Source organism: Variovorax sp. GW823-FHT04F07 (assembly GCF_058795995.1).
In genome coordinates this window covers 1,093,660-1,116,013 of record NZ_JBXAIG010000001.1, presented here as the reverse complement: position 1 = coordinate 1,116,013, position 22,354 = coordinate 1,093,660, and the positions used below count along the sequence as shown (strand labels likewise).

Here is a 22,354-nt window from a genome sequence, read left to right as displayed (position 1 = left end):
ATGCCATCGCTCTGGCAACTCACCGCGACCGAGCTCGCCGCAGGCTTTCGCGATGCGTCGTTCACCCCGACCGACGCGCTGCATGCCTGCCTGCAGCGCAGCGCCGAGGTCAACCCGCGGCTGAACGCGCTCATCACGCTCGACAGCGAAGGCGCTACGCACGCGGCCGAGCAGAGCACCGCGCGCTGGCGCAGCGGCCGGGCGCTGGGCGCGCTCGACGGCGTGCCCGTCACCATCAAGGACAACCTGCAGGTGCGCGGCCTGCCCACGCACTGGGGCAGCCGTGCGCTGGTCGGCGTCGTGGCCGAGCGCGACGAGCTGCCGGTGGCCAGGCTGCGCGAAGCCGGCGCCGTGATCTTCGGCAAGACCAACGTGCCCGAGTTCACGATGCAGGGCTACACCGACAACCCGGTGTTCGGCCCCACCGGCAACCCGTGGGACCCGGCGCTCACGCCCGGCGGTTCCTCGGGCGGCGCGGTGGCGCTGGTGGCCGCGGGCGGCTGCCCCATTGCGCTGGGCACCGACGGCGGCGGCTCCATTCGCCGGCCGGCCTCGCACACCAACCTCGTCGGCTTCAAGCCTTCGCGCGCCCGCGTGCCGCGCGGCGACGGGCTGCCGCCGATCTTCCTGGGCTTCGAAGTCGCAGGCCCGATCGCGCGCAGCGTGGCCGACGTGGCGGCGGTGATGCAGGTGATCGGCGACCGGCCGGTGGAGGAGGGCGCGGGCCCGCGACGCGCGCGCATCCTCTTCATTCCGCGCTTCGGCGATCACCCGGTCGATCCGCAGATCGCGGCGCTCACTGAAGCCGCCGCGCGCCACATGGCCGAACTCGGCCACGAGGTGACGACGGCGCAGGACTTCGGCATCGCCGAGGCGGTCAACCAGCGCTGGCCGCTGCTGGCGCAGGTCGGCCTGGCCTGGCTGGTGGCGCATCCGCAGGAGCTGTCGAGCCGGCCCTTCGACGCATCGCTGTTCGGCCCCGCGATGCAGGCGAACGCCGAGAACGGCCGCAAGGCCAGCGCGAGCGAGCTGTTCGAGCTGCTGTACGAAGCCGAGCGGCTGCGCAACACGCTGGCGCAGCTGTTCGACCGCTACGACTTCCTGCTCACGCCCGCCGCCGCCGCGTTGCCCTGGCCCGCCGGCGAGACGCATCCCACGCGCATCGACGGGCGCGAGGTCGGCCCGCGCGGCCACGCGGTGTTCGCCGGCTTCGCGAACGCCGTGGGCCTGCCCGCCATCGCGCTGCCCTGCGGCTTTGCGGGAGCCCTGCCGGTCGGCGTGCAGCTCGTGGCGCGCGAAGGGGCGGACGACGCCTTGCTCGCGCTCGCGCGTTCGTTCGAACAGGCCCATCCGTGGCGGCGCTTCCCCGCGTTGTGACGCCGGCCGAGGCCGTGGCGGCGCAGCTCGCGCCGGCCGAGGCCGCGCAGGCGTTGTGCCGCGCGCGGCGCGACGGGCGGCGCGTGATGTCGGCGCTGCTGCCGTCGCACGACCGGCCCGCCGCCTACGCGATCCAGGACGCGACGCTGGCGGCGCTCGGTGCGGTCGGCGGCTGGAAGGTCGGCGCGAGCGCGCCGGGCCGCGAGCCCGTGTGCGCGCCGCTGCCGGCCGAGGGGCTGGTGCCCGGCGGCGCGTCGCTGGTCGGCGGCGCATGGCATCTGCGCGGCGTCGAGGCCGAGCTCGCGTTCCGCCTTGGCGCCGACCTGCCGCCGCGTGGGTTGCACTACACCCGCGACGAGGTCGCCGATGCCATCGCAGAAGTGCTGCCCGTGATCGAGGTGGCCGAAACCCGCCTGATCGACTGGCTCGACGCCAGCCCCTCGGCGCTGCTGGCCGACCTGCTGTGCCACGGCGGCCTGGTGCTCGGCGAGCCCGCGCCCTTCGAGCGCGCATGGCTCGACCTGGCACAGACCGAGGTCGTGATGCATTTCGACGCGCAGGTCGTCGCCCACACGGTCGGGGAGCACACGCACCCCGATGTCGGCGCGCTGCTCGTGTGGCTGGCCAACGAAGGCGCGGCCCGGGGCGAAGGCCTGCGGGCCGGCCAGGTCGTGACGACCGGTTCGTGCACCGGCATGTTGTTCGCCTCGCAGGGCACGGCCGTACGGGCGGAAGTGAAGGGGCTCGCGCCGTTGCACGCGCGCTTCTGAATGTCTTTCCTGGGATCACTGGAGGAACCCGATATGTCCCATTCAACGATCGACGCGGTGGCGCAGGCGCTGGTGCGTGCGCGCGGCGCGCGCCTCGCGTGCCCGGCGGCAGAGGTGGCCGGAGGGCTCGCGCAGGCCGACGAGGCCTACGCCGTGCAGCAGCAGGTGGCGCAGGCGCTCGGCTGGTTCGGTGCGGCGTCGCCCCGGTACTGGAAGGCCGGCGGCCCGTCACGCGATGCCGTGCTGACGCATGCGCCGCTGCCGCCGCGCGGCGTGTGGACCAGCCCGGCCACGGCCGGCGACTGGCCGTTTCACCTCCGCGGCATTGAGGCCGAGATCGCGTTGCGGCTCGGGCGCGACGTCGATGCGGCGTCGGCATCGAAGCTCGACGCGGACAGCGCACGCGCCCTGGTCGACGCCATGACGGTCTCCATCGAGATCGTCGATTCCCGCTGGCAGGAGGCCCTCGACGCGCCCGCGCTGTGCAAGCTGGCCGACCTGCAATCGCACGGCGCGCTGGTGCTCGGCGAGTGGGTGCCGTTCGTCGTCCGCGACTGGGCCGCACAGGCCTGCGAGGTGCACATCGGCGCGCGGGCGAGCGTGGTGCGCCGCGGCACGCATTCGCTCGGCGATCCCGCCTGGCTGCTGCCCGCGTGGCTGCGCCATGCCACGCGCCATGGCGAGACCGTCGCGGCCGGCACCGTGGTCACGACCGGCACCTGGGTCGGCATTCTCGAAGCGGGCGAGGGCGACCTCGTCACCGCCGAATTCCCGGGCATCGGCCACGCGTCGGTGCAGCTCTAGCAATTTCCACAACCCATCCAGAACGGAGACAACCCCCATGATCGCGCTCGACAACCACCCCAGCGGCCGCCACTTCCTGCAGATCCCGGGCCCCAGCCCCGTGCCCGACCGCATCCTGCGGGCCATCAGCCTGCCGACCATCGACCACCGCGGGCCCGAGTTCGCCACGCTGGGCAAGAAGGTCATTGGCGGGCTGCAGCAGGTGTTCCAGACCCGGCACCCGGTCGTCGTCTATCCCGCGTCGGGCACCGGCGCCTGGGAAGCGGCGCTGGTCAACGTGATGAGCCCGGGCGACCACGTGCTGATGTTCGAGACCGGCCACTTCGCGACGCTGTGGCAGAAGATGGCGCGCCGGCTCGGTCTGGAGCCCGAGTTCCTCGCGCTCGAAGGCACCGACGAGACCGGCCTGCCGCGCAGCTGGCGCCACGGCGTGCAGGCCGACCTCATCGAGCAGCGCCTGCGCCAGGACACCACACACCACATCAAGGCCGTGTGCGTGGTGCACAACGAGACCTCAACCGGCGTCACCTCCGACATCGCCGCGGTGCGCCGCGCGATCGATGCAGCGGGCCATCCGGCGCTGCTGATGGTCGACACCATCTCGGGCCTGGCGAGCGCCGACTACCGGCACGACGAGTGGGGGGTGGACGTCACCGTCAGCGGCTCGCAGAAGGGCCTCATGCTGCCGCCGGGCATCAGCTTCAACGCCGTGTCGCCCAAGGCGCTCGAGGTGGCGAAGACGGCGCGCCTGCCCAAGGCCTTCTGGGCCTGGGACGAGATCATCGAAATGAACCAGGGCGGCTACTGGCCCTACACGCCGAGCACGAACCTGCTGTACGGCCTCAGCGAGGCGCTGGACATGGTGCTCGAACAGGGCCTGCCCGTGATCTTCGCGCGCCACCAGCGCTGGGGCCGGGGCGTGCGCGCCGCCGTACAGGCCTGGGGCCTGCCGACGCAGTGCGCCGACGAGCGCGTGCACTCGCCCGTGCTGACCGGCGTCATCACGCCGCAGGGCGTCGATGCCGACGCCCTGCGCCGCCTCATCCACCAGCGCTTCGACCTCTCGCTGGGTGCGGGGCTGGGCAAGCTGCGGGGCCGCATGTTCCGCATCGGGCACCTGGGCGACTGCAACGACCTCACGCTGATGGCCGCATTGACCGGCATCGAGATGGGTTTCAAGCTGGCCGGCGTGCCGGTGGCCGGCAGCGGGGTGCTGGCGGCCATGGCGTACTTTGCGCAAACACCGGCCGTCGACGCCGCGTGATCCCTCGGGAAGGGGCTGCGGTCTAGGTGTTTGCCATTATCGTCAACAATATTGTCAACATTGATGTTGACGTTGATTTCGACAAAGCCTAAATTCCGCTCCACAGCCTCGGTGGTGCACTGGACCGGACCAGCCCGACCCGCGACTGCAAAGTTCGCCAGCGTGCCGGGTCGTTTCCTTGCAAGCTGGCATCCGTGCCACTGCAAGGAGACAAACCGATGCAAAACACCATGACGGACGGCGCCAAGGCGACCGCCGCAGCACCCGACGCCGCCCTCCAGCCCACCAAGGTGCGCTGGAAGATCTTCCTGATGATGTTGTTCCTGATCTCGATCAACTACATCGACCGGGCCTCGCTCTCGGTGGCCATGCCGCTGATCGCCAAGGAATTCGACATCGGCCCGGCCGTGCAGGGCCTGCTGCTCAGCTCCTTCTTCTGGACCTATGCGCTGATGCAGATTCCGGGCGGCATGCTGGCCGACCGCTTCGGCCCGCGCGTCGTCATTGCCGGCGCCACCGTGGGCTGGGGCTTCTTCCAGGCCATCGCCGCGGCCTGCACCGGCTGGGTGCCCCTGCTGCTCACGCGGCTGGGCCTGGGCGCGGCCGAGGCGCCGATCTACCCGGCGGGCGGCAAGCTCAACGGCATCTGGATGACGCAGACCGAACGCGGGCGCGGCGCCACCTTGCTCGACGGCGGTGCCCCCCTAGGCGCGGCGCTGGGCGCGATCCTGATCTCGGCGCTGATCGCCGTGCTCGGCTCGTGGCGCCTGGCCTTCGTGATCGCCGGTGTCGGCACCGTCATCGCCGGCTACTTCGCCTGGCGCTACATCCGCAACCATCCGCGCCAGCATCCCGACGTGAACGAAGCCGAGGCGCGCTACATCGAGGCCAGTCATGCCGCCGATGCCGCCAAGGAATCGGCCAATGCGAGCGGGCGCGTGCTCGACTTCTTCCGCTACCGCTCGGTGTGGGGCATGTTCTTCGGCTGGATGTGCTTCAACGCGCTGTTCTACGGCCTGCTCACCTGGATGCCCAACTACCTGTCGAAGGTGCACGGCTTCGACATCAAGCAGATGGGCGGCGCGGTGTTCATCATGTTCTTCTCGGGCTTCGTCGGCGAAATGTTCGGCGGCTGGCTGGCCGACAAATGGATGGCGGCCGGCGCGTCGCAGAGCAAGGTGCTGCGCACGCTGTTCGGCATCTCGTCGATCATCGCGACCATCGCCATCTTCATGGTGACGCGGATCACCGACCCGGTCGCCGTGGTGGTGCTGCTGTCGGTCACGCTGTTCTTCCTGCGCTGGTGCGGCCTGTTCTGGTGCGTGCCGTCGATCCTCGGCACGCGTGCCCGGGTCGGCTTCCTGGGCGGCACGATGAACCTGGGCGGCAACGTGGCGGGCATCGGCGTGCCGATCGTGGTCGGCCTGATCGTGCAGGCCACGGGCTCGTACTTCATGGCGCTCATGCTGTTCACCGCAGCCGGTGCGGGCCTCTTCGTCTGCTCGACGATGCTGATCGACTACAGCAAGAAGCTGCCGGTCTGATGCCAACCACCCCGACTTCCATCCCATGACCTCTCGCAAACTCATCGGCGTGCTCACGCCTTCCTCGAACACCGCGCTCGAGCCGCTGACCAGCGCGATGGTCGCGGCCGTGCCCGGCGTCTCGGCGCACTTCTCGCGCTTCACCGTCACCGAGATCTCGATGCGCGACGCGTCGCTGAACCAGTTCGACGACAGCAAGATCCTCGAAGCCGCGCGGCTGCTGGCCGACGCGCGCGTCGACACCATCTGCTGGAGCGGCACCTCGGCCAGCTGGCTCGGCTTCGAGAAAGACCAGGCGCTGTGCGCGCGCATCACCGAGGCCACCGGCATCCCGGCGACCACCTCGGTGCTGGCGCTCAACGAACTGCTGGCCGCGCAGGGCGCGCGCACGCTGGGGCTGGTGTCGCCGTACGTCGAGGACGTGCAGCGGCGCATCGTCGCCAACTACGCGGGCATCGGCATCGACTGCGTGGCCGAGCGCCACCTGGACCTCACGGTGAACTTCTCGTTCAGCGAGGTCGAGCCCGACACGCTGCGCCGCATGCTGCGCGAAGTGGCGCAGCAGCGCCCCGACGCCATCACCATCATGTGCACCAACCTTAGCGGCGCGCAGCTCGTCGAAGAGATGGAGCACGAGCTCGGCATCCCGATCTACGACTCGGTGGCCACCGTGGTCTGGCGCGCGCTGAAGACGGTCGGCGTCGCGCCGGGCGCTGTGAAGGGCTGGGGCCGGCTGTTCGACGCGAACGCCTGAGCGTTCGCCACCGTCCCCGACACAGACAGACAGAAAAGCAAAGAAAGACCATGACCTTCCGCGACCTCGATCTCGTGGTGCGCAACGCCCGCGTTGCCACCGCCAGCGACACCTTCGATTCGGACATCGGCATCGCCGGCGGCCGCATCGTGCAGCTCGGCCTCGGCCTGCCGCCCGGCCGGCAGGAGATCGACGCCGCCGGCCGCTACGTGACGCCGGGCGGCGTCGACGCCCACTGCCACCTCGACCAGCCGATGGAGCCGCCCGTGCGCATGGCCGACGACTTCGGCTCGGGCACCCGCGCCGCGGCCTGCGGCGGCACGACCACCGTGATTCCGTTCGCCGCGCAGCAGAAGGGCCAGTCGCTGCGCGCCGCCGTGCAGGACTACCACCAGCGCGCCGAGGGCCGCGCCCACGTCGACCACGCCTTCCACCTGATCGTGAGCGACCCGACCGAGGAGGTGCTCAAGCACGAGCTGCCGCAGCTCATCGCCGAGGGCTACACCTCGTTCAAGATCTACATGACCTACGACGATCTGAAGCTGGACGACGGCCAGATCCTCGACGTGCTGTCGGTGGCGAGAGAGCAGGGCGCGATGGCCATGATCCATGCCGAGAACGCCGACTGCATCGAGTGGCTGACCAAGCGGCTCGAAGCCAGCGGGCGCACCGCGCCGCGCTTTCATGCGCATTCGCGGCCGATGCTGGTCGAGCGCGAGGCGACGCACCGCGCCATCGCGCTGTCGGAGCTGGTCGACGTGCCGATCATGATCGTGCACGTGTCGGGGCGCGAAGCCGTCGAGCAGATCCGCTGGGCGCGCGCGCACGGCCTGAGCGTGTTCGCCGAAACCTGCCCGCAGTACCTGTTCCTGACCGCTGAAGACCTGGGCATCGACGACAGCTACCAGGGCGCGCGGTGCGTCTGCAGCCCGCCGCCGCGCAATCGCGAGAACCAGCAGGTGATCTGGAACGGGCTGTCCGACGGGCTGTTCACGATCTTCTCGTCGGACCATGCGCCGTTCCGCTACGACGCGCCCGAGGGCAAGAAGCCCGGCGGCGAAGAGGTGGCGTTCCGCCACATCCCGAACGGCATTCCCGGTATCGAGACGCGGCTGCCGCTGTTGTTCTCGCACGGCGTGCTCGACGGGCGCATCACCATCAACAAGTTCGTCGAGCTGACGTCCACCAACCCCGCCAAGGCCTACGGGCTGCACCCGCGCAAGGGCACGATCGCCGTCGGTGCCGATGCCGACCTCGTGGTCTGGGGCACCACGCCGCGCGCCATCCGCAATGCCGACCTGCACCACGACGTCGACTACACGCCCTACGAGGGCATCGAGGTGAAGGCCTGGCCGGCGCTGACACTGGCGCGCGGCGAGGTCGTGTGGGACGGCGAATGCTTCCATCCGCGCGCCGGACGCGGAGAATTCCTGCGCCGGGGCGAGCCCACCTTGCTGCCCAGCCGCCGACCCGCCTGAACCTGGAGCCACCGCCATGAACCTGCTGCTCATCAACCCCAACACCTCGCAAAGCGTCTCCGACCTGATCGCGGCCGAGGCCCGGCGTGCGGCCGCGAGCGACACGCACATCGAGGTGCTCACGGCGCCCTTCGGCGTGGCCTACATCGAGACCCGCTTCGAATCGCTGATCGGCGCCTACGCGGCCGCCACGCTCGCGGCCGAGCACCACACGCGGCACGACGCCATCGTGGTCGCGGCCTTCGGCGACCCCGGCATCGACGGCCTGCGCGAGGCGCTCGATATCCCCGTGGTCGGCCTCACCGAAGCCGCGCTCATGAGCGCGTGCCTGCTGGGCAAGCGCTTCTCGATCGTCGCGATCTCGCGCCGCATCACGGCGTGGTACCGAGAGTGCGTGCAGGCCAATGGCCTCATCGACCGGCTGGCGAGCATCCGCAGCCTGGACGGTCCTCTCAAGGACATCGGCCATGTGCAGGATGACCACGGCCAGCGGCTGGAGGCCCTGTGCATGTCGGCCATCGAGGACGACGGCGCGGACGTGATCATCATTGCCGGCGCGCCGCTGGCGGGCCTGGCGCGCTCCATCAAGGACCGCATTCCGGTGCCCGTGGTCGACGGCGTGTCGAGCGCCGTGTGCCATGCGCAGACGCTCGTGTCGCTGGCGCCCGCGCCGGCGCGCCTGGGCAGCTTTGCGCCGCCGCCGATCAAGCCGAACCACGGGCTGCCCGAGGCGCTGGCGCGGCTTCTGGCACGCGACGGCGCCCGCGCGCCAGGCTGAGGTCGCGGGCCCCGTGACGCTCTGCAGCCTCGAGGGGGCGTCGATAGAATCGGCGCCGATGCCCACCAAAGCCCCAGCCCGCAAGACCAGCGCGAACGGCGCGACTGGCGCCACCGGCACGACCGGTGCCCCCAACGCCCGCGAACACAGCGTCGACGAGATCGCCGAGAAGATATCGGCCGCCATCCTGGAACACCGTCTCGCGCCGGGCACGAAGCTGGGCGAAGACCGGCTGGCCACGATCTTCGCGACCAGCCGCGCCAAGGTGCGCGAGGTGCTGGCCCGGCTGGCGCACGAGCAGATCGTCGAGCTGGTGCCGCAGCGCGGCGCCTTCGTCGCCAAGCCCACCATCGAGCAGGCGCAGGACGTGTTCGAGGCGCGCCGCCTCATCGAGCCCGGCGTGCTGCGCCGCCTCATCCGCACGCTCGACGACGCCAAGCGGGAGCGCCTGCAACGCCACATCGAGCTCGAGGCCGATGCACGGCGCCGCGACGACAAGCGTGCCATCGTGCGGCTGTCGGGCGAGTTCCATGTGCTGCTGGCCGAGCTGGCCGGCAACTCGGCGCTGGCGCGTTCGATGCGCGAGCTGTCGGTGCTGACCTGCCTGATCATCTCGCTGTACGACGCCCCCACGGCCACCAGCTGCCGCGCCGACGAGCACGAGGAGATCGTCGCCGCCGTGAACCGCGGCGACGCCGCACGCGCCGAGAAGCTGATGCTGCATCACCTCGACCACATCGAGCAGAGCCTGAAGCTGGACGACAGCGCGGAAGAGGTCGATCTCGAAAGCGTGTTCAGCTGAACCGGAGGAGGTCGGGCAACGGCATGCCCGATGTCCGCAAGGCACAGGCAAACCCATTGCGGGCGCCCAACAAACAAAAAGCCCCAGCAGCTTGGCAGCTACTGGGGCATCGTTTTGGCGGAGCAGGCGGGATTCGAACCCGCGGAGGGCTATTAACCCTCACACGCTTTCCAGGCGTGCGACTTAAACCGCTCATCCACCGCTCCTGAGCCCACGATTGTAGCGCGGGTTTTCAGCCGTTTCAGTTCGGGCCGGCGCTTTTCCCGGTTTGGATCATGCGCATGGCCGACGAGATCAGCGCGGCCGTCTCGGTCATGTTGCTCGGCACGATGAGCGTGGTCTTCGAGTCGGCGGCCACCTTGCCGTAGGCATCGACGGCGCGCTCGGCCACCTTCAGCTGCACGGCCTGTTCGCCGCCCGGCTGGCGGATGGCCGCGGCCACGCGCTCGATGGCGTCTGCCGTGGCGGTGGCCACGGCCGTGATGGCAGCGGCTTCACCTTGCGCGTTGTTGATCTGAGCCTGCTTCTCGCCCTCGGAGCGGGCAATGAAGGCTTCGCGTTCGCCGGTGGCGATGTTGATCTGTTCCTGGCGACGGCCTTCCGAGGCGGCGATGAGCGCGCGCTTGCCGCGTTCGGCGGTGATCTGCGCCTGCATGGCCAAGAGGATTTCCTTGGGCGGCGTCAGGTCCTTGATTTCGTAGCGCAGCACCTTCACGCCCCAGTTGAGCGCGGCTTCGTCGATGGCGGCCACGACCTGGGCGTTGATCACGTCGCGCTCCTCAAAAGTCTTGTCGAGCTCGAGCTTGCCGATCACGCTGCGCAGCGAGGTCTGTGCCAGCTGGGTCACGGCCACGATGTAGTTCGACGAGCCGTAGCTGGCGCGCATCGGGTCGGTCACCTGGAAGTACAGGATGCCGTCGACCTGCAGCTGCGTGTTGTCGCGCGTGATGCAGATCTGGCTGGGCACGTCGAGCGGGATTTCCTTCAGGCTGTGCTTGTAGGCCACGCGGTCGATGAACGGGATCAGGAAGTTCGGGCCGGGCGTCATGGTGCCGTGGTATTTGCCCAGGCGTTCGCGCACCCACGCGTTCTGCTGCGGCACGAACTTGACCGACTGGCTGATGAAGATGATCGCGATGACCAGGATGATGAGAGGAACTGAAAATTCCATGGTGTTGCTTCCTTTTCGAATGCGTTTTTCTGACTGACCGATTGAACTGTTAGATCTGCTAGATCTTGTCGACCACTAGGCGGCTGCCGACCACCTCGACCACGCGGTGTTCGCCGGTGGAGGGCGCATGGCCCGCGCGCAGCACGACGGTCCATTGCGAGCCGCGGTAGCGCACGGTGGCGGTGCCGTCGAGGTTCCAGGCATCGACGTACACGCTCTCGCCGATGTCCAGGTTGAGATCGCGGTTGGCCTCGCTGGAGGGCTCGGCAGGGCGGTTGCGGCGGATCAGGTACCAGGTCACGACCGCGCCCACGCCGACCACGGCGGCCACCAGCAGTTGCGTGACGAGGCTGAAGCCCAGGTGGGCGGCGATGGCTGCGGCGGCGAAGCCGGCGGCCAGCAGCAGCAGGTACACCGTGCCGGACAACAACTCGGCCACGATGGCCGCGCCGGCGATCAACCACCAGAAGGTGGGATTTCCCATGGCAACTCCTCTCTTCTTTTGTTACTTGGACCTTCGCCATTCTGCGGCATGGCGCGCCATGCGCCTGTGTCGCGTAGGGATATGGCGCCCGCCGGGGCCGTCCCGGCCGGCGCACCCCACGGGGCTTGCAGGCGCCCGACGCAATCCGTCATCCGAATTCCGTACACTTCGCGCCTCGCTCATTGCCTGTCTGACTGCCTGTCCGGAGCCCCGCTCATGAAATTTCGCTTTCCCATCGTCATCATCGACGAGGACTTCCGCTCCGAAAACACTTCGGGCCTCGGCATCCGCGCGCTCGCGCAGGCCTTCGAAAGCGAGGGCTTCGAGGTGCTGGGCGTCACGAGCTACGGCGACCTGAGCCAGTTCGCGCAGCAGCAAAGCCGCGCCAGCGCCTTCATCCTGTCGATCGACGACGAAGAGTTCTCGGTCGGCCCCGACCTCGACCCGGCCGTGCTGAGCCTGCGCAGCTTCATCGGCGAGGTGCGTCGCAAGAACGCCGACGTGCCGATCTACATCTACGGCGAGACCAAGACCTCGCGCCACATCCCGAACGACATCCTGCGCGAGCTGCACGGCTTCATCCACATGTTCGAGGACACCCCCGAATTCGTGGCGCGCCACATCATCCGCGAGGCCAAGAGCTACCTGGAAGGCGTGCAGCCGCCGTTCTTCAAGGCGCTGATCGACTACGCCGAAGACGGTTCGTACTCGTGGCACTGCCCGGGCCACTCGGGCGGCGTGGCGTTCCTGAAGAGCCCTGTGGGCCAGATGTTCCACCAGTTCTTCGGCGAGAACATGCTGCGCGCCGACGTCTGCAACGCGGTGGAAGAACTGGGCCAGCTGCTCGACCACACCGGCCCGGTGGCGGCCAGCGAGCGCAATGCGGCGCGCATCTTCAATGCCGACCACTGCTTCTTCGTGACCAACGGCACCAGCACCAGCAACAAGATGGTGTGGCACCACACGGTGGCGCCCGACGACGTGGTGGTGGTCGACCGCAACTGCCACAAGTCGATCCTGCACGCGATCATCATGACCGGCGCGATTCCGGTGTTCATGAAGCCCACGCGCAACCACTTCGGCATCATCGGCCCGATTCCGAAGAGCGAGTTCGAGCAGAGCGCCATCAAGGCCAAGATCAAGGCCAACCCGCTGCTCGCCGACGTCGATCCGAACAAGGTCAAGCCGCGCGTGATGACGCTCACGCAGTCGACCTACGACGGCGTGATCTACAACACCGAGACCATCAAGAACATGCTCGACGGCTACGTCGACACGCTGCACTTCGACGAGGCCTGGCTGCCGCACGCCGCCTTCCACCCGTTCTACGGTGCGTATCACGCGATGGGCAAGCGCCGCGTGCGCCCGAAGGAGTCGCTGGTGTTCGCCACGCAGTCGACGCACAAGCTGCTGGCCGGCATCAGCCAGGCCAGCCACGTGCTGGTGCAGGACTCGCAGAACCGCGCGCTGGACCGCGACCTCTTCAACGAGGCCTACCTGATGCACTCGTCGACCAGCCCGCAGTACGCGATCATCGCGAGCTGCGACGTGGCCGCCGCCATGATGGAGCCGCCCGGCGGCACCGCGCTGGTGGAAGAGAGCATCCTCGAAGCGCTGGACTTCCGCCGCGCCATGCGCAAGGTCGAGGAAGAGTTCGGCAAGGACGAGTGGTGGTTCAAGGTCTGGGGCCCCGAGAAGCTCGTCGACGAGGGCATCGGCCGCGCCGAAGACTGGATCATGCACGGCGAGAAGAACGGCAAGCCCAAGAGCAAGAAGTCGCCGCGCAACTGGCACGGCTTCGGCGAGCTGGCCGATGGCTTCAACATGCTCGACCCGATCAAGTCGACCATCGTGACGCCGGGCCTGGACCTGGAAGGCAACTTTGCCGAGACCGGCATCCCCGCCAGCGTGGTGACCAAGTTCCTCGCCGAGCACGGCGTGATCGTGGAGAAGACGGGCCTCTATAGCTTCTTCATCATGTTCACCATCGGCATCACCAAGGGCCGCTGGAACACGCTGCTCACGGCGCTGCAGCAGTTCAAGGACGACTACGCGCGCAACCAGCCGATGTGGCGCATCCTGCCCGAGTTCTGCCAGCAGCACCCGGGCTACGAGCGCCTGGGCCTGCGCGACCTGTGCCAGCACATCCACCAGCTGTACGCGCGCTACGACGTGGCGCGCCTCACGACCGAGATGTACCTGAGCGACCTGACGCCGGCCATGAAGCCCAGCGACGCCTTCGCCCACATCGCTCACCGCAAGACCGAGCGCGTGGAGATCGACGAGCTCGAAGGCCGCATCACCACCAGCCTGATCACGCCGTACCCGCCGGGCATTCCGCTGCTGATCCCGGGCGAGGTGTTCAACAAGAAGATCGTCGATTACCTCAAGTTCTCGCGCGAGTTCAACCTGCAGTGCCCGGGTTTCGAGACCGACATCCACGGCCTGGTGGCGCGCATCGACGAGACGGGCAAGAAGCGGTACTACGCGGACTGCGTGCGTCAGGCAAGCTGAGAGAGGAGCGTGCCCCGGTGAGGGGCACGGTCTGCGAAGGCGGGGCTAGCCTTCGCGCACGCGCATGAAGCGGGCGAACTTCGGTAACCCGCTCGGGTGCGTGCCGTTGTAGCGGTAGGTCACCAGGCTGCCGATCGGCGGCGGCTGGTCGCGCTCGGCGTCGGTCAGGCCGGTGCCGAGCCGGAAGCGCTGGCCGTCGGGCATCTCGACCATCAACGCGCCGAGCCGGCCGTGGTGCTTGCCCTTGCCGGGCAGGTGCGCGACCACGCGGGCCTCGGCGTCCTCGAAGGGCTTGACCTTGAGCAGGTCGTTGTTGCGCTCGCCGCGGTACATCGACGCGCCCCGGTGCAGCATCAGGCCCTCGCCGCCCATCTTCACGGTCTTGTCGAGCAGCGCCTGCAGGTCCTCGTGCGTGGTGGCGGGCTGCTGCGGCACGGCCACCACCCAGGGCGCGTCGGTGATCGGCAGCAGCTTGCGCAGCGCCGCGAGGCGGGTGTTGAAGTCGCCGCCCTGGGCGGGCAGGTCGAACACCATGAAACGGATCTCGTGCCAGGCGGTGTCGCTGGGCGTCTGGCTGCGCACGGTGGACATCGTGTGGTTGAAGCGGCCACGTCCCGCCCACAGTTCGCCGTCGAGCGGCTGCTTGGGCAGCGAGGCCGTGAACCAGGCCGGCGCCACGACGGGTTCGCCGCCACGGGTCCAGAGCTTCTGGCCGTCCCAGTAGCCGCGCACGCCGTCGAACTTCTCGCTGACCCAGTAGCCCGCGAGCGACATGCCGGGGCGGTACACCTCGGCCAGCATCAGGGCAGGCGCGGCGGCGCGCGCGAACGCGGCGCGACCCGAAAGGGCTGCGCCCAGTCCCGCAAGCAGGAGGAGGGAGCGTCGATTCAACACGGTGGCAGGCGCTGGGAGCCGGGAAATTACTCCGCCATGCCTCCGACCACGTTGCTGAAGCCGCCGTCCACGTAGGTGATCTCGGCGGTCACGCCGCTGGCCAGGTCGCTCAGCAGGAAGGCGGCCACGTTGCCGACTTCCTCGATGGTCACGTTGCGGCGGATCGGCGAGGCGTCGGCCACGGCCGTGAGGATCTTGCTGAAGCTCTTGATGCCGCTGGCGGCGAGCGTCTTGATGGGGCCGGCGCTGATGCCGTTCACGCGCATGCCCTTCGGGCCGAGCGAGGCGGCGGTGTAGCGCACCGACGCCTCGAGCGAGGCCTTGGCCAAGCCCATGGTGTTGTAGTTGGGCAGTGCGCGCTCGGCACCCAGGTAGGTCAGCGTGAGCAGGGCCGACTTGTCGTTGAGGTAGGGCAGGGCCGCCTTGGCCATGGCCGGGAAGCTGTACGCACTGATGTCGTGCGCGATCTTGAAGCCTTCGCGCGAGAGGCCTTCCAGGAAGTCGCCGGCGATCGATTCGCGCGTGGCGAAGCCGATGCTGTGCACGAAGCCGTCGAATTTGGGCCAGGTCTGCGCGAGGTCGGTGAAGAGCTTGTCGATCTGCGCATCGTCGCCCACGTCGCAGTCGAAAATCAGTTTCGAGCCGAAGTCTGCGGCATATTCGGTGATACGGTCCTTGAATCGCTCGCCGACATAACTGAAGGCGAGTTCCGCGCCCTGGTCGTGACAGGCCTTGGCAATGCCATATGCAATGGAGCGATTGCTCAACACACCGGTGATCAACAGTTTCTTGCCGGAAAGAAAGCCCATGAAGTTGCCTCGTGAAAATCTTGGGCAGAATTCTCGCATGCGAGGTTGGCTGCTCTGGATGTTGGCGCTCCTGGCGCTGCCCTCGTGGGCGGCGCACGGGCTGGGCATGGGTTACGAGCCCAAGTACCCGGCGTCGTTCACGCATTTCGACTACGTGAACCCCAACGCGCCCAAGGGCGGCGACCTGACCCTGTCGGCCGCCGGCAGCTTCGACAAGCTCAACCCCTTCACCTTGCGCGGCGTGCCCCCGGTGGGCATGGGCTACAGCGCCAACGGCTTCGTGTTCTCCGAGTACGGCCTGCTCTTCGATTCGCTGACCACGCCGAGCGAGGACGAGCCCTTCTCGCAGTACGGCCTGCTGGCCGAAGACATCCAGCTGGCGCCCGACCGCTTGAGCGTCACCTTCCGGCTGAACCCCAAGGCGCGGTTTTCCGACGGCTCGCCGGTGCTGGCGAAAGACGTGAAGTACTCCTTCGACACCCTGCGCAGCAAGGCGGCCGGGCCGACCTTCCGTTCGTACTGGGCCGACATCAAGGAGGCCGTGGTGACGGGCGAGCGCACCATCCGCTTCGACTTCGTGCGCCAGAACGCCGAGCTGCACATGATCATCGGCGGGCTGCCGGTGTTCTCCAGCGCCTGGGGCAAGGGCAAGCCCTTCGACCAGATCGTGACCGAGGCGCCGATCGCGAGCGGGCCGTACGCGGTGGACAGGGTCGATTTCGGCAAGTTCATCTCCTACCGCCGGCGCCCCGACTACTGGGCCGCCAACCTCCCGGTGCGCAAGGGGATGTTCAACTACGACACGGTGTCGTACCAGTATTTCAAGGACTCGCTCGGCGAGGAAGAGTCGCTCAAGGCCGGCGCGCTCGACGCGATGGAAGAGCGCTCGATCATCGCGTGGGTGCGCCGCTACAAGGGCCGCCGCTTCGACTCCGGCGAGCTGGTCAAGGAAGAGATCGCGCACCGCCGCTTCACCGGCATGCAGGGCCTGGCGCCCAACCTGCGTCAGCCGCGCTTTGCCGACATGCGCGTGCGCAGGGCGCTGGCGCTGGCCTTCGACTTCGACTGGCTCAATGCCCACCTGTTCTACGGCCGCCGCGGGCGCACCCAGAGCTACTTCCAGAACAGCGACGACCTCATGGCCCAGCCCGAGGTCAGCCCAGAGGAGCAGGCGCTGATCGACAAGCTCAAGACCCGGCAGCGCTACCTCGACAACACCAAGGGCGAGTTGCCGCGCCCCGACAGCAGCGGCGACACCGCCGAAGGCCTGCGGCGCAACCTCGTGAAGGCGCAGGAGCTGCTCAAGGAAGCCGGCTGGACCTACCGCGACGGTGCGTTGCGCGACAAGGCCGGCACGCCGTTCGTGATCACCATCGACATCGCCGACCGCAGCTCGGGCGTGGTGCTCGCGCCGTATGCGCGCAACCTCGGCAAGCTGGGCATCCGGCTCGACTACCGCCTGCGCGACCCGAGCCTGCTGAAGAAGAAGCTGGACGACTTCGATTTCGACATGGCCATCAGCCTCGTCGGTGGCTCGTCGAGCCCGGGCAACGAGCTGTACGACGACTTCGGCTCGAAATCGGCGAGCGAGAAGGGCAGCCAGAACCTGAGCGGCATCAGCGACCCGGTGGTCGACGAGATCGTCGAGGTGATCGTCAACAGCCACGACCGCGCCTCGCTCGCGGCGGCCGCGCGGCTGCTGGACCGCTACTTGCTCCACCAGCACTACATGACCCCGATGTACTACGGCAAGCAGTATTTCATTGCCCACAAGCGAAAGCTGCGTCGCCCGGACGCGCCCTTGCCGCAACGCCTGCTGGCGGGGTCGGCGATGCTGACGATGTGGTGGATCGAGCCGAGCGCCAAGTAAGAGAACAAGAACACGCATGGCCGCCTACCTGATCCGACGCCTCCTGCTGATCGTTCCCACGCTGTTCGGCGTGCTGCTGCTCAATTTCGCCATCGTCCAGTTCGTGCCGGGCGGTCCGGCCGAACAGCTGCTCTCGCAGCTCACCAACAAAGAGAACCGCATCTCGGGCGGTCCCACCGGCCGCACGCTCGACGCCAAGCAGGTGGCCGAGATCAAGGCGCTCTACGGTTTCGACAAGCCGGCCCCCGAGCGCTTCTGGCAGATGCTCAAGCAGTTCGCCCGCTTCGACCTGGGCAAGAGCTTCTTCCAGAGCAAGGACGTGTGGCAGCTCATCAAGGAGAAGCTGCCGGTGTCGATCAGCCTGGGGCTGTGGACCTTCTTCATCAGCTACCTCATCGCGGTGCCGCTGGGCGTGGCCAAGGCGGTGCGCGCGGGCTCGCGCTTCGACTTCTTTACGACGCTTCTCGTGCTCGTCGGCTACGCCATCCCGGGCTTCGTGCTGGGCGTGGCGCTGCTGGTGATCTTCGGCGGCCAGCTGCAGTGGTTCCCGCTGCGCGGGCTGACCTCGCCGAACTGGGAGTCGCTGAGCTGGGGCGCGCGCATCGTCGACTACCTGTGGCACATCACCTTGCCGGTGACGGCCATGGTGCTGGGCAGCTTCGCGATCACCGCGATGCTCACCAAGAACTCCTTCCTCGAGGAAATCCGCAAGCAGTACGTGCTGACAGCGCGCGCCAAGGGGCTGGCCGAGCGGCAGGTTCTGTGGAAGCACGTGTTCCGCAATGCGCTGATCCCGATCATCACGGGCTTTCCGACCGCCTTCATCGGCGCCTTCTTTTCGGGCGCGCTGCTGATCGAGACGCTGTTCTCGCTCGACGGCATGGGCCTGCTGAGCTACGAGAGCGTGCTGCGGCGCGACTACCCGGTGTTCCTGGGCACGCTCTATCTGTTCACGCTGATCGGGCTGGTGACCAAGCTCATCTCCGATCTTTGCTACGTCTGGGTCGATCCGAGGGTGAAGTTTGACTGAAGCCGCCGCCGTGTCCGTGAGCCCCGGGCGCCGTGCCTGGCGCCGTTTCCGCCGCAACCCGCTGGGGTTCTGGAGCCTGGTCGTCTTCTCGGCGCTGGTGGTGCTGAGCCTGTTCGCCGACGTGCTCTCCACCGACAAGCCGCTGGTGGTGCGCTACGAAGGCCAGACCTACTTCCCCGTGCTGCGCGACTATTCCGAGAAGACCTTCGGCGGCGACTTCGAAACGCCGGCCGACTACCTCGACCCCTTCATCGAGCAGCGCATCACGCAGGGTGACAACTGGGCGCTCTATGCGCCCAACCGCTACGGCCCGGCCACGCTCAACTATTTCTCGAAGCCGCCGAACCCCGCCGCACCCTCGCACGCGAACCTGCTCGGCACCGACGAGCGCGGGCGCGACCTGCTGGCCCAGTTGATCTATGGCTTTCGCGTGAGCGTGCTGTTCGCGCTGGCGCTCACGGTGGTCGGGGTGGTGCTGGGCATCGCGACCGGCGCCGTGCAGGGCTTCTTCGGCGGCAAGATCGACCTGACCTTCCAGCGCCTGATCGAGATCTGGAGCGCGATGCCCGAGCTGTACCTGCTGATCATCTTCAGCGCGATCTTCACGCCGAGCGTGTCGCTGCTCTTGATTCTGCTGAGCCTGTTCGGCTGGATGGGGCTGTCGGACTACGTGCGCGCGGAGTTCCTGCGCAACCGCCAGATGGACTACGTGCGCGCCGCGCGCGCGCTCGGCGTGGGCAACCTGCAGATCATGTGGCGTCACATCCTGCCCAACAGCATGGTGCCGGTCGTCACCTTCCTGCCATTCCGCATGAGCGCGGCCATCCTCGCGTTGACCTCGCTCGACTTCCTCGGCCTGGGCGTTCCGCCCGGCACGCCGTCGCTAGGCGAGCTGCTGAGCCAGGGCAAGGGGAACATCGACGCCTGGTGGATTTCGCTGTCCACCTTCTGCGTGCTGGTCGTCACGCTGATGCTGCTGACCTTCATGGGCGACGCGCTGCGCGATGCGCTCGACCCCCGGAAGGCCGACAAATGACGACGACGCGCGACATCAAGAACCCACCCCTGCTCGATGTGAAGGGGCTGAGTGTCTCGTTCAGCGGCAAGCCGGTGGTGCACGGCATCGACCTGCAGATCGCGGCGGGCGAAAAGCTCGCGCTGGTCGGAGAGTCGGGCTCGGGCAAGACCGTCACGGCGCTGTCGCTGCTGCGGCTGGTGCAGAACGCCGACCTCGCTGGGGTGGCGACCCTGTCGGGGTCGCAGGCGCAGCGCGGTGTGCGCGACCTGCTGTCGATTCCGGAGCGCGAGCTGCGCGGCATTCGCGGCAAGGAGATCGCGATGATCTTCCAGGAGCCGATGACCGCGCTCAATGCGCTGTACACCGTGGGTGACCAGATCGCCGAGGTGCTCGAGCTGCACGAAGGGCTGTCGGCCCGTGCGGCGCAAGAGGCTTCCGTGCAGCTGCTGGCCGACACCGGCATTCCCGAGCCGGCGCGGCGGGCGAGGTCGTATCCGCACCAGCTCTCGGGCGGGCAGCGCCAGCGCGCCATGATCGCGATGGCGCTGGCCTGCAAGCCGCGCCTGCTGCTGGCCGACGAGCCGACCACGGCGCTCGACGTCACGGTGCGCGCACAGATCCTCGAGCTGCTGGCCGATCTGCAGCGCAAGTACGGCATGGCCGTGCTGCTCATCACCCACGACCTGAACCTGGTGCGCCGTTTCGCCGACCGCGTGGCGGTGATGGAGCGCGGCCACATCGTCGAGCACGGCCCGGTGGGCACGGTGTTCGAGGCGCCGCAGCATGCCTACACCCGAAAGCTGATCGACAGCCATCCGGCGCGCGACGTGGCCGAGGCGGCCGCCGATGGCGCGGCGCCGCCGGTGCTCGAGGCCCGGGCGCTGCGCGTGAGCTATCCGGTGTCGCGTCCTGGCTTCGCGGGCTGGTTCCGCAAGGGCGAGTTCGTCGCCGTGCAGGGCGCCGATTTCCGGATCGCGCCGGGCGAAACGCTGGGCGTGGTCGGTGAATCGGGCTCGGGCAAGTCGACGCTGGCGCTGGCCGCGCTCGGCCTGCTCAAGCACCGGGGCGAACTGCAGGTGACGGGGAAGGGCTGGGCGGTGGACCGCGCTTCCGACTTGGCGCTGCGCCGCACGATGCAGGTCGTGTTTCAGGACCCGTTCTCGTCGCTCTCGCCGCGCATGACGGTCGAGCAGATCGTGGGCGAGGGGCTGCGCGTGCATGCGCCCGAGCTCGACGCCGCCGCCCGCCGGGCGCGCGCGCTCGCGGCGCTGGCGGACGTGGGCTTGAGCGAGGCGCAGTTTCCCGCGCTGCTCGACCGCTATCCGCACGAGTTCTCGGGTGGGCAACGCCAGCGGCTGGCGATCGCCCGGGCGCTGATCGTCGATCCGCGGCTGCTGGTGCTCGACGAGCCCACCAGCGCGCTCGACGTGACCATCCAGAAGCAGGTGCTCGGCCTGCTGCAGCGGCTGCAGCGCGAACGGGGGCTGAGCTACCTCCTGATCACGCACGACGTCGAGGTGATCCGCGCCATGGCGCACCAGGTCATCGTGATGAAGGACGGCGCGATCCTCGAATCCGGGCCGGCCCTGCGCGTCCTCGACGCCCCCGAGCATCCCTACACACAGAAGCTGGTGGCGGCGGCGCTGCTGGAATAAAAAACGGAGACGGGTAGAAATGTCGAGTATCGGACACGACCGGCGCGGTGCCTGGCGCGCGGCGCTGGCCTGCATGGTCACGCTGGCGGTGGCCATGGGCCTGGGGCGCTTCGCCTTCACGCCCATGCTGCCCATCATGCTGAGCGAGGGAAAGCTCGAGCTGGCCGGCGGCGGTTTGCTGGCGTCTCTTAATTACCTGGGCTATTTCTTCGGCGCGGTCAGCTGCGCGGCCATCGGCATCAAGGCGTCGAGCATGGTGCGCGGCGGGTTGCTGGCCACGGCGGCCTTGCTGGTCGGCATGGGGCTGCTGCACAGCTTCGTCGGCTGGGGCGTGTTGCGCGCGGCGGCCGGGGTGATGAGCGCCTGGGTTTTCGTGTTTGCCTCGGGCTGGGGGCTGCGCCGGTTGGCCGAGACGAATTCGCCCATGCTGGCCGGCGTGATCTACACAGGGCCGGGCATCGGGATCGCCATGACCGGCCTGCTGGGCGGGGCGCTGGGCCGGTGGGGGTCGGAAGCGGGCTGGATCGGCCTCGGGCTGTTGGCCGTGGTGCTGATCGCGGTGATCTGGCGGGTGTTCGATGACGGCGAGCGGGTGGGGGCGCCGGCGGGCGGGGCAGTGGCGAGTCCGGCTGTTGCAGCGGGCAGTGCCTCTGGATCGGCGTCAGCCCGCAGCGATGCGATCTGGCTGGTCGCGCTCTATGGGCTGGCAGGCTTTGGTTACATCATTACTGCCACTTTCCTGCCCGTGATCGCCCGGCAGGCGCTGCCGGGATCGCCATGGCCGGATTTCTTCTGGCCGCTGTTCGGCGCGGCCATCATTCCGGGCGCATTGATCGGCGCCCGCGCCCCGGTGCATTGGGACAACCGGCTGCTGCTGGCCGCCGCTTATGCATTGCAGGCGCTCGGCGTCGTTTTTTCGGTGGCCTGGCCGACCATTGCGGGTTTTGCGCTGGGCAGCCTGCTGCTCGGCATGCCTTTCACTGCCATCACGCTTTTCGCCATGCGGGAAGCCCGACGGCTGCGCGGCAATGCCGCGGCCGGGCTGATCGGCTATGCCACAGCGTCCTACGGGGTGGGGCAGATCATCGGGCCGCTGTTTGCGGCACCATTGGCCCAGCGCACCGGTTCTTTCGAGCTGCCTTTGCTGGTGGCGGCAGCCGCATTGGCCTTGGGCGCGGTGCTGTTTGCCGTGGTCTGGTCGAAATACCGGCGCCCTGTGGCCGCCTGAATACCGATGTCCTTCATTTATGCACGCGAATAGCATATAATTCGAGGCTCACGACCAAACGGGCGGGTACCAACCGCCCGTTTTTTTTGGTCTATGCATTCTCAAGCAGC

At 68.3% G+C, this 22,354-nt stretch carries 19 protein-coding genes and 1 tRNA gene; 15 read left to right on the top strand and 5 right to left on the bottom strand.

Annotated elements, in window-relative coordinates:
* From AC1RAA_RS05245 to AC1RAA_RS05205, 9 genes are all read left to right on the top strand, one after another.
* Complete coding sequence (locus AC1RAA_RS05245) at positions 1 to 1,377, top strand: amidase (RefSeq protein WP_492726939.1); 1,377 nt, start codon at positions 1 to 3, stop codon at positions 1,375 to 1,377.
* The gene (locus AC1RAA_RS05240) at positions 1,353 to 2,147 is read left to right on the top strand and encodes a 2-keto-4-pentenoate hydratase (protein ID WP_492726936.1); all 795 of its coding nucleotides are present in this window, start codon (positions 1,353 to 1,355) and stop codon (positions 2,145 to 2,147) included. The genes AC1RAA_RS05245 and AC1RAA_RS05240 overlap by 25 nt, the downstream gene beginning before the upstream one ends.
* A gap of 33 nt (positions 2,148 to 2,180) precedes the next feature.
* The gene (locus tag AC1RAA_RS05235; RefSeq protein ID WP_492726934.1) at positions 2,181 to 2,951 is read left to right on the top strand and encodes a fumarylacetoacetate hydrolase family protein; all 771 of its coding nucleotides are present in this window, start codon (positions 2,181 to 2,183) and stop codon (positions 2,949 to 2,951) included.
* Positions 2,952 to 2,988: 37 nt separating this feature from the next.
* Positions 2,989 to 4,215, top strand: coding sequence for a pyridoxal-phosphate-dependent aminotransferase family protein (locus AC1RAA_RS05230; RefSeq protein WP_492726931.1), 1,227 nt, complete (start codon positions 2,989 to 2,991; stop codon positions 4,213 to 4,215).
* A gap of 218 nt (positions 4,216 to 4,433) precedes the next feature.
* A complete protein-coding gene (locus AC1RAA_RS05225) occupies positions 4,434 to 5,759 on the top strand; it encodes an MFS transporter (protein ID WP_062482552.1) in 1,326 nt (441 codons plus the stop codon).
* A 25-nt stretch (positions 5,760 to 5,784) separates the two neighbouring features.
* Positions 5,785 to 6,513: a maleate cis-trans isomerase family protein gene (locus AC1RAA_RS05220; RefSeq protein ID WP_492726927.1), complete on the top strand. Its 729-nt coding sequence runs from the start codon at positions 5,785 to 5,787 to the stop codon at positions 6,511 to 6,513.
* A 50-nt stretch (positions 6,514 to 6,563) separates the two neighbouring features.
* On the top strand, positions 6,564 to 7,991 hold the full coding sequence (gene hydA, locus AC1RAA_RS05215) for a dihydropyrimidinase (protein WP_492726925.1): 1,428 nt from the start codon (positions 6,564 to 6,566) through the stop codon (positions 7,989 to 7,991).
* Positions 7,992 to 8,007: 16 nt separating this feature from the next.
* The gene (locus tag AC1RAA_RS05210; protein WP_159271731.1) at positions 8,008 to 8,769 is read left to right on the top strand and encodes an aspartate/glutamate racemase family protein; all 762 of its coding nucleotides are present in this window, start codon (positions 8,008 to 8,010) and stop codon (positions 8,767 to 8,769) included.
* A gap of 58 nt (positions 8,770 to 8,827) precedes the next feature.
* Entirely contained in the window at positions 8,828 to 9,571 is a 744-nt protein-coding gene (locus AC1RAA_RS05205; protein WP_307588416.1) for a GntR family transcriptional regulator, read from the top strand.
* Positions 9,572 to 9,686: 115 nt separating this feature from the next.
* On the opposite strand, the gene AC1RAA_RS05200 is transcribed toward AC1RAA_RS05205, so the two are convergent.
* The 3 genes from AC1RAA_RS05200 to AC1RAA_RS05190 all read right to left on the bottom strand — a co-directional run bounded on the left by AC1RAA_RS05200 (position 9,687) and on the right by AC1RAA_RS05190 (position 11,226).
* Positions 9,687 to 9,777, bottom strand: a tRNA-Ser gene (locus tag AC1RAA_RS05200).
* A 35-nt stretch (positions 9,778 to 9,812) separates the two neighbouring features.
* Positions 9,813 to 10,742, bottom strand: a complete 930-nt coding sequence (locus AC1RAA_RS05195) for an SPFH domain-containing protein (protein WP_056580537.1) — start codon at positions 10,740 to 10,742, stop codon at positions 9,813 to 9,815.
* A gap of 58 nt (positions 10,743 to 10,800) precedes the next feature.
* Positions 10,801 to 11,226: an NfeD family protein gene (locus AC1RAA_RS05190; protein ID WP_139701638.1), complete on the bottom strand. Its 426-nt coding sequence runs from the start codon at positions 11,224 to 11,226 to the stop codon at positions 10,801 to 10,803.
* Between the two features lie 216 nt (positions 11,227 to 11,442).
* Here AC1RAA_RS05190 and AC1RAA_RS05185 point away from each other — a divergent pair, with 216 nt between their 5' ends.
* Positions 11,443 to 13,740 (top strand): arginine/lysine/ornithine decarboxylase, encoded by a 2,298-nt coding sequence (locus AC1RAA_RS05185; RefSeq protein WP_062479834.1) that lies wholly within the window; start codon positions 11,443 to 11,445, stop codon positions 13,738 to 13,740.
* A 45-nt stretch (positions 13,741 to 13,785) separates the two neighbouring features.
* Here the strand turns inward: AC1RAA_RS05185 and AC1RAA_RS05180 are convergent, their stop codons facing one another.
* Together AC1RAA_RS05180 and fabI are read right to left on the bottom strand one after the other, a co-directional pair.
* Positions 13,786 to 14,634 (bottom strand): DNA ligase, encoded by an 849-nt coding sequence (locus tag AC1RAA_RS05180; RefSeq protein ID WP_492726922.1) that lies wholly within the window; start codon positions 14,632 to 14,634, stop codon positions 13,786 to 13,788.
* A gap of 26 nt (positions 14,635 to 14,660) precedes the next feature.
* The gene (fabI, locus tag AC1RAA_RS05175; protein WP_095745393.1) at positions 14,661 to 15,443 is read right to left on the bottom strand and encodes an enoyl-ACP reductase FabI; all 783 of its coding nucleotides are present in this window, start codon (positions 15,441 to 15,443) and stop codon (positions 14,661 to 14,663) included.
* Positions 15,444 to 15,480: 37 nt separating this feature from the next.
* Here fabI and AC1RAA_RS05170 point away from each other — a divergent pair, with 37 nt between their 5' ends.
* Genes AC1RAA_RS05170 through AC1RAA_RS05150 form a run of 5 tightly spaced genes read left to right on the top strand, consistent with a single transcriptional unit; the run spans position 15,481 to position 22,244 of the window.
* Positions 15,481 to 17,313, top strand: coding sequence for an extracellular solute-binding protein (locus tag AC1RAA_RS05170; protein WP_354342079.1), 1,833 nt, complete (start codon positions 15,481 to 15,483; stop codon positions 17,311 to 17,313).
* 16 nt (positions 17,314 to 17,329) lie between these two features.
* Entirely contained in the window at positions 17,330 to 18,343 is a 1,014-nt protein-coding gene (locus AC1RAA_RS05165; protein ID WP_062479827.1) for a microcin C ABC transporter permease YejB, read from the top strand.
* A complete protein-coding gene (locus AC1RAA_RS05160) occupies positions 18,336 to 19,379 on the top strand; it encodes an ABC transporter permease (RefSeq protein ID WP_062479825.1) in 1,044 nt (347 codons plus the stop codon). Before AC1RAA_RS05165 ends, AC1RAA_RS05160 begins: the two co-directional genes overlap by 8 nt.
* Positions 19,376 to 21,016 carry an ABC transporter ATP-binding protein gene (locus AC1RAA_RS05155; protein WP_492726919.1) on the top strand — a complete coding sequence of 547 codons (1,641 nt, stop codon included), beginning with the start codon at positions 19,376 to 19,378 and terminating at the stop codon, positions 21,014 to 21,016. The genes AC1RAA_RS05160 and AC1RAA_RS05155 overlap by 4 nt, the downstream gene beginning before the upstream one ends.
* Before the next feature lie 19 nt (positions 21,017 to 21,035).
* A complete protein-coding gene (locus AC1RAA_RS05150) occupies positions 21,036 to 22,244 on the top strand; it encodes a YbfB/YjiJ family MFS transporter (protein WP_492726917.1) in 1,209 nt (402 codons plus the stop codon).
* Positions 22,245 to 22,354 lie beyond the last annotated feature (110 nt).

Coding starts and splice junctions, on each gene's coding strand:
- AC1RAA_RS05150 (WP_492726917.1), top strand. CDS start 21,036: ATGTCGAGTATCGGACACGACCGGCGCGGTGCCTGGCGCGCGGCGCTG.
- fabI (WP_095745393.1), bottom strand. CDS start 15,443: ATGGGCTTTCTTTCCGGCAAGAAACTGTTGATCACCGGTGTGTTGAGC.
- AC1RAA_RS05170 (WP_354342079.1), top strand. CDS start 15,481: ATGCGAGGTTGGCTGCTCTGGATGTTGGCGCTCCTGGCGCTGCCCTCG.
- AC1RAA_RS05155 (WP_492726919.1), top strand. CDS start 19,376: ATGACGACGACGCGCGACATCAAGAACCCACCCCTGCTCGATGTGAAG.
- AC1RAA_RS05190 (WP_139701638.1), bottom strand. CDS start 11,226: ATGGGAAATCCCACCTTCTGGTGGTTGATCGCCGGCGCGGCCATCGTG.
- AC1RAA_RS05210 (WP_159271731.1), top strand. CDS start 8,008: ATGAACCTGCTGCTCATCAACCCCAACACCTCGCAAAGCGTCTCCGAC.
- AC1RAA_RS05220 (WP_492726927.1), top strand. CDS start 5,785: ATGACCTCTCGCAAACTCATCGGCGTGCTCACGCCTTCCTCGAACACC.
- AC1RAA_RS05205 (WP_307588416.1), top strand. CDS start 8,828: ATGCCCACCAAAGCCCCAGCCCGCAAGACCAGCGCGAACGGCGCGACT.
- AC1RAA_RS05185 (WP_062479834.1), top strand. CDS start 11,443: ATGAAATTTCGCTTTCCCATCGTCATCATCGACGAGGACTTCCGCTCC.
- AC1RAA_RS05195 (WP_056580537.1), bottom strand. CDS start 10,742: ATGGAATTTTCAGTTCCTCTCATCATCCTGGTCATCGCGATCATCTTC.
- AC1RAA_RS05235 (WP_492726934.1), top strand. CDS start 2,181: ATGTCCCATTCAACGATCGACGCGGTGGCGCAGGCGCTGGTGCGTGCG.
- AC1RAA_RS05245 (WP_492726939.1), top strand. CDS start 1: ATGCCATCGCTCTGGCAACTCACCGCGACCGAGCTCGCCGCAGGCTTT.
- AC1RAA_RS05230 (WP_492726931.1), top strand. CDS start 2,989: ATGATCGCGCTCGACAACCACCCCAGCGGCCGCCACTTCCTGCAGATC.
- AC1RAA_RS05165 (WP_062479827.1), top strand. CDS start 17,330: ATGGCCGCCTACCTGATCCGACGCCTCCTGCTGATCGTTCCCACGCTG.
- hydA (WP_492726925.1), top strand. CDS start 6,564: ATGACCTTCCGCGACCTCGATCTCGTGGTGCGCAACGCCCGCGTTGCC.
- AC1RAA_RS05225 (WP_062482552.1), top strand. CDS start 4,434: ATGCAAAACACCATGACGGACGGCGCCAAGGCGACCGCCGCAGCACCC.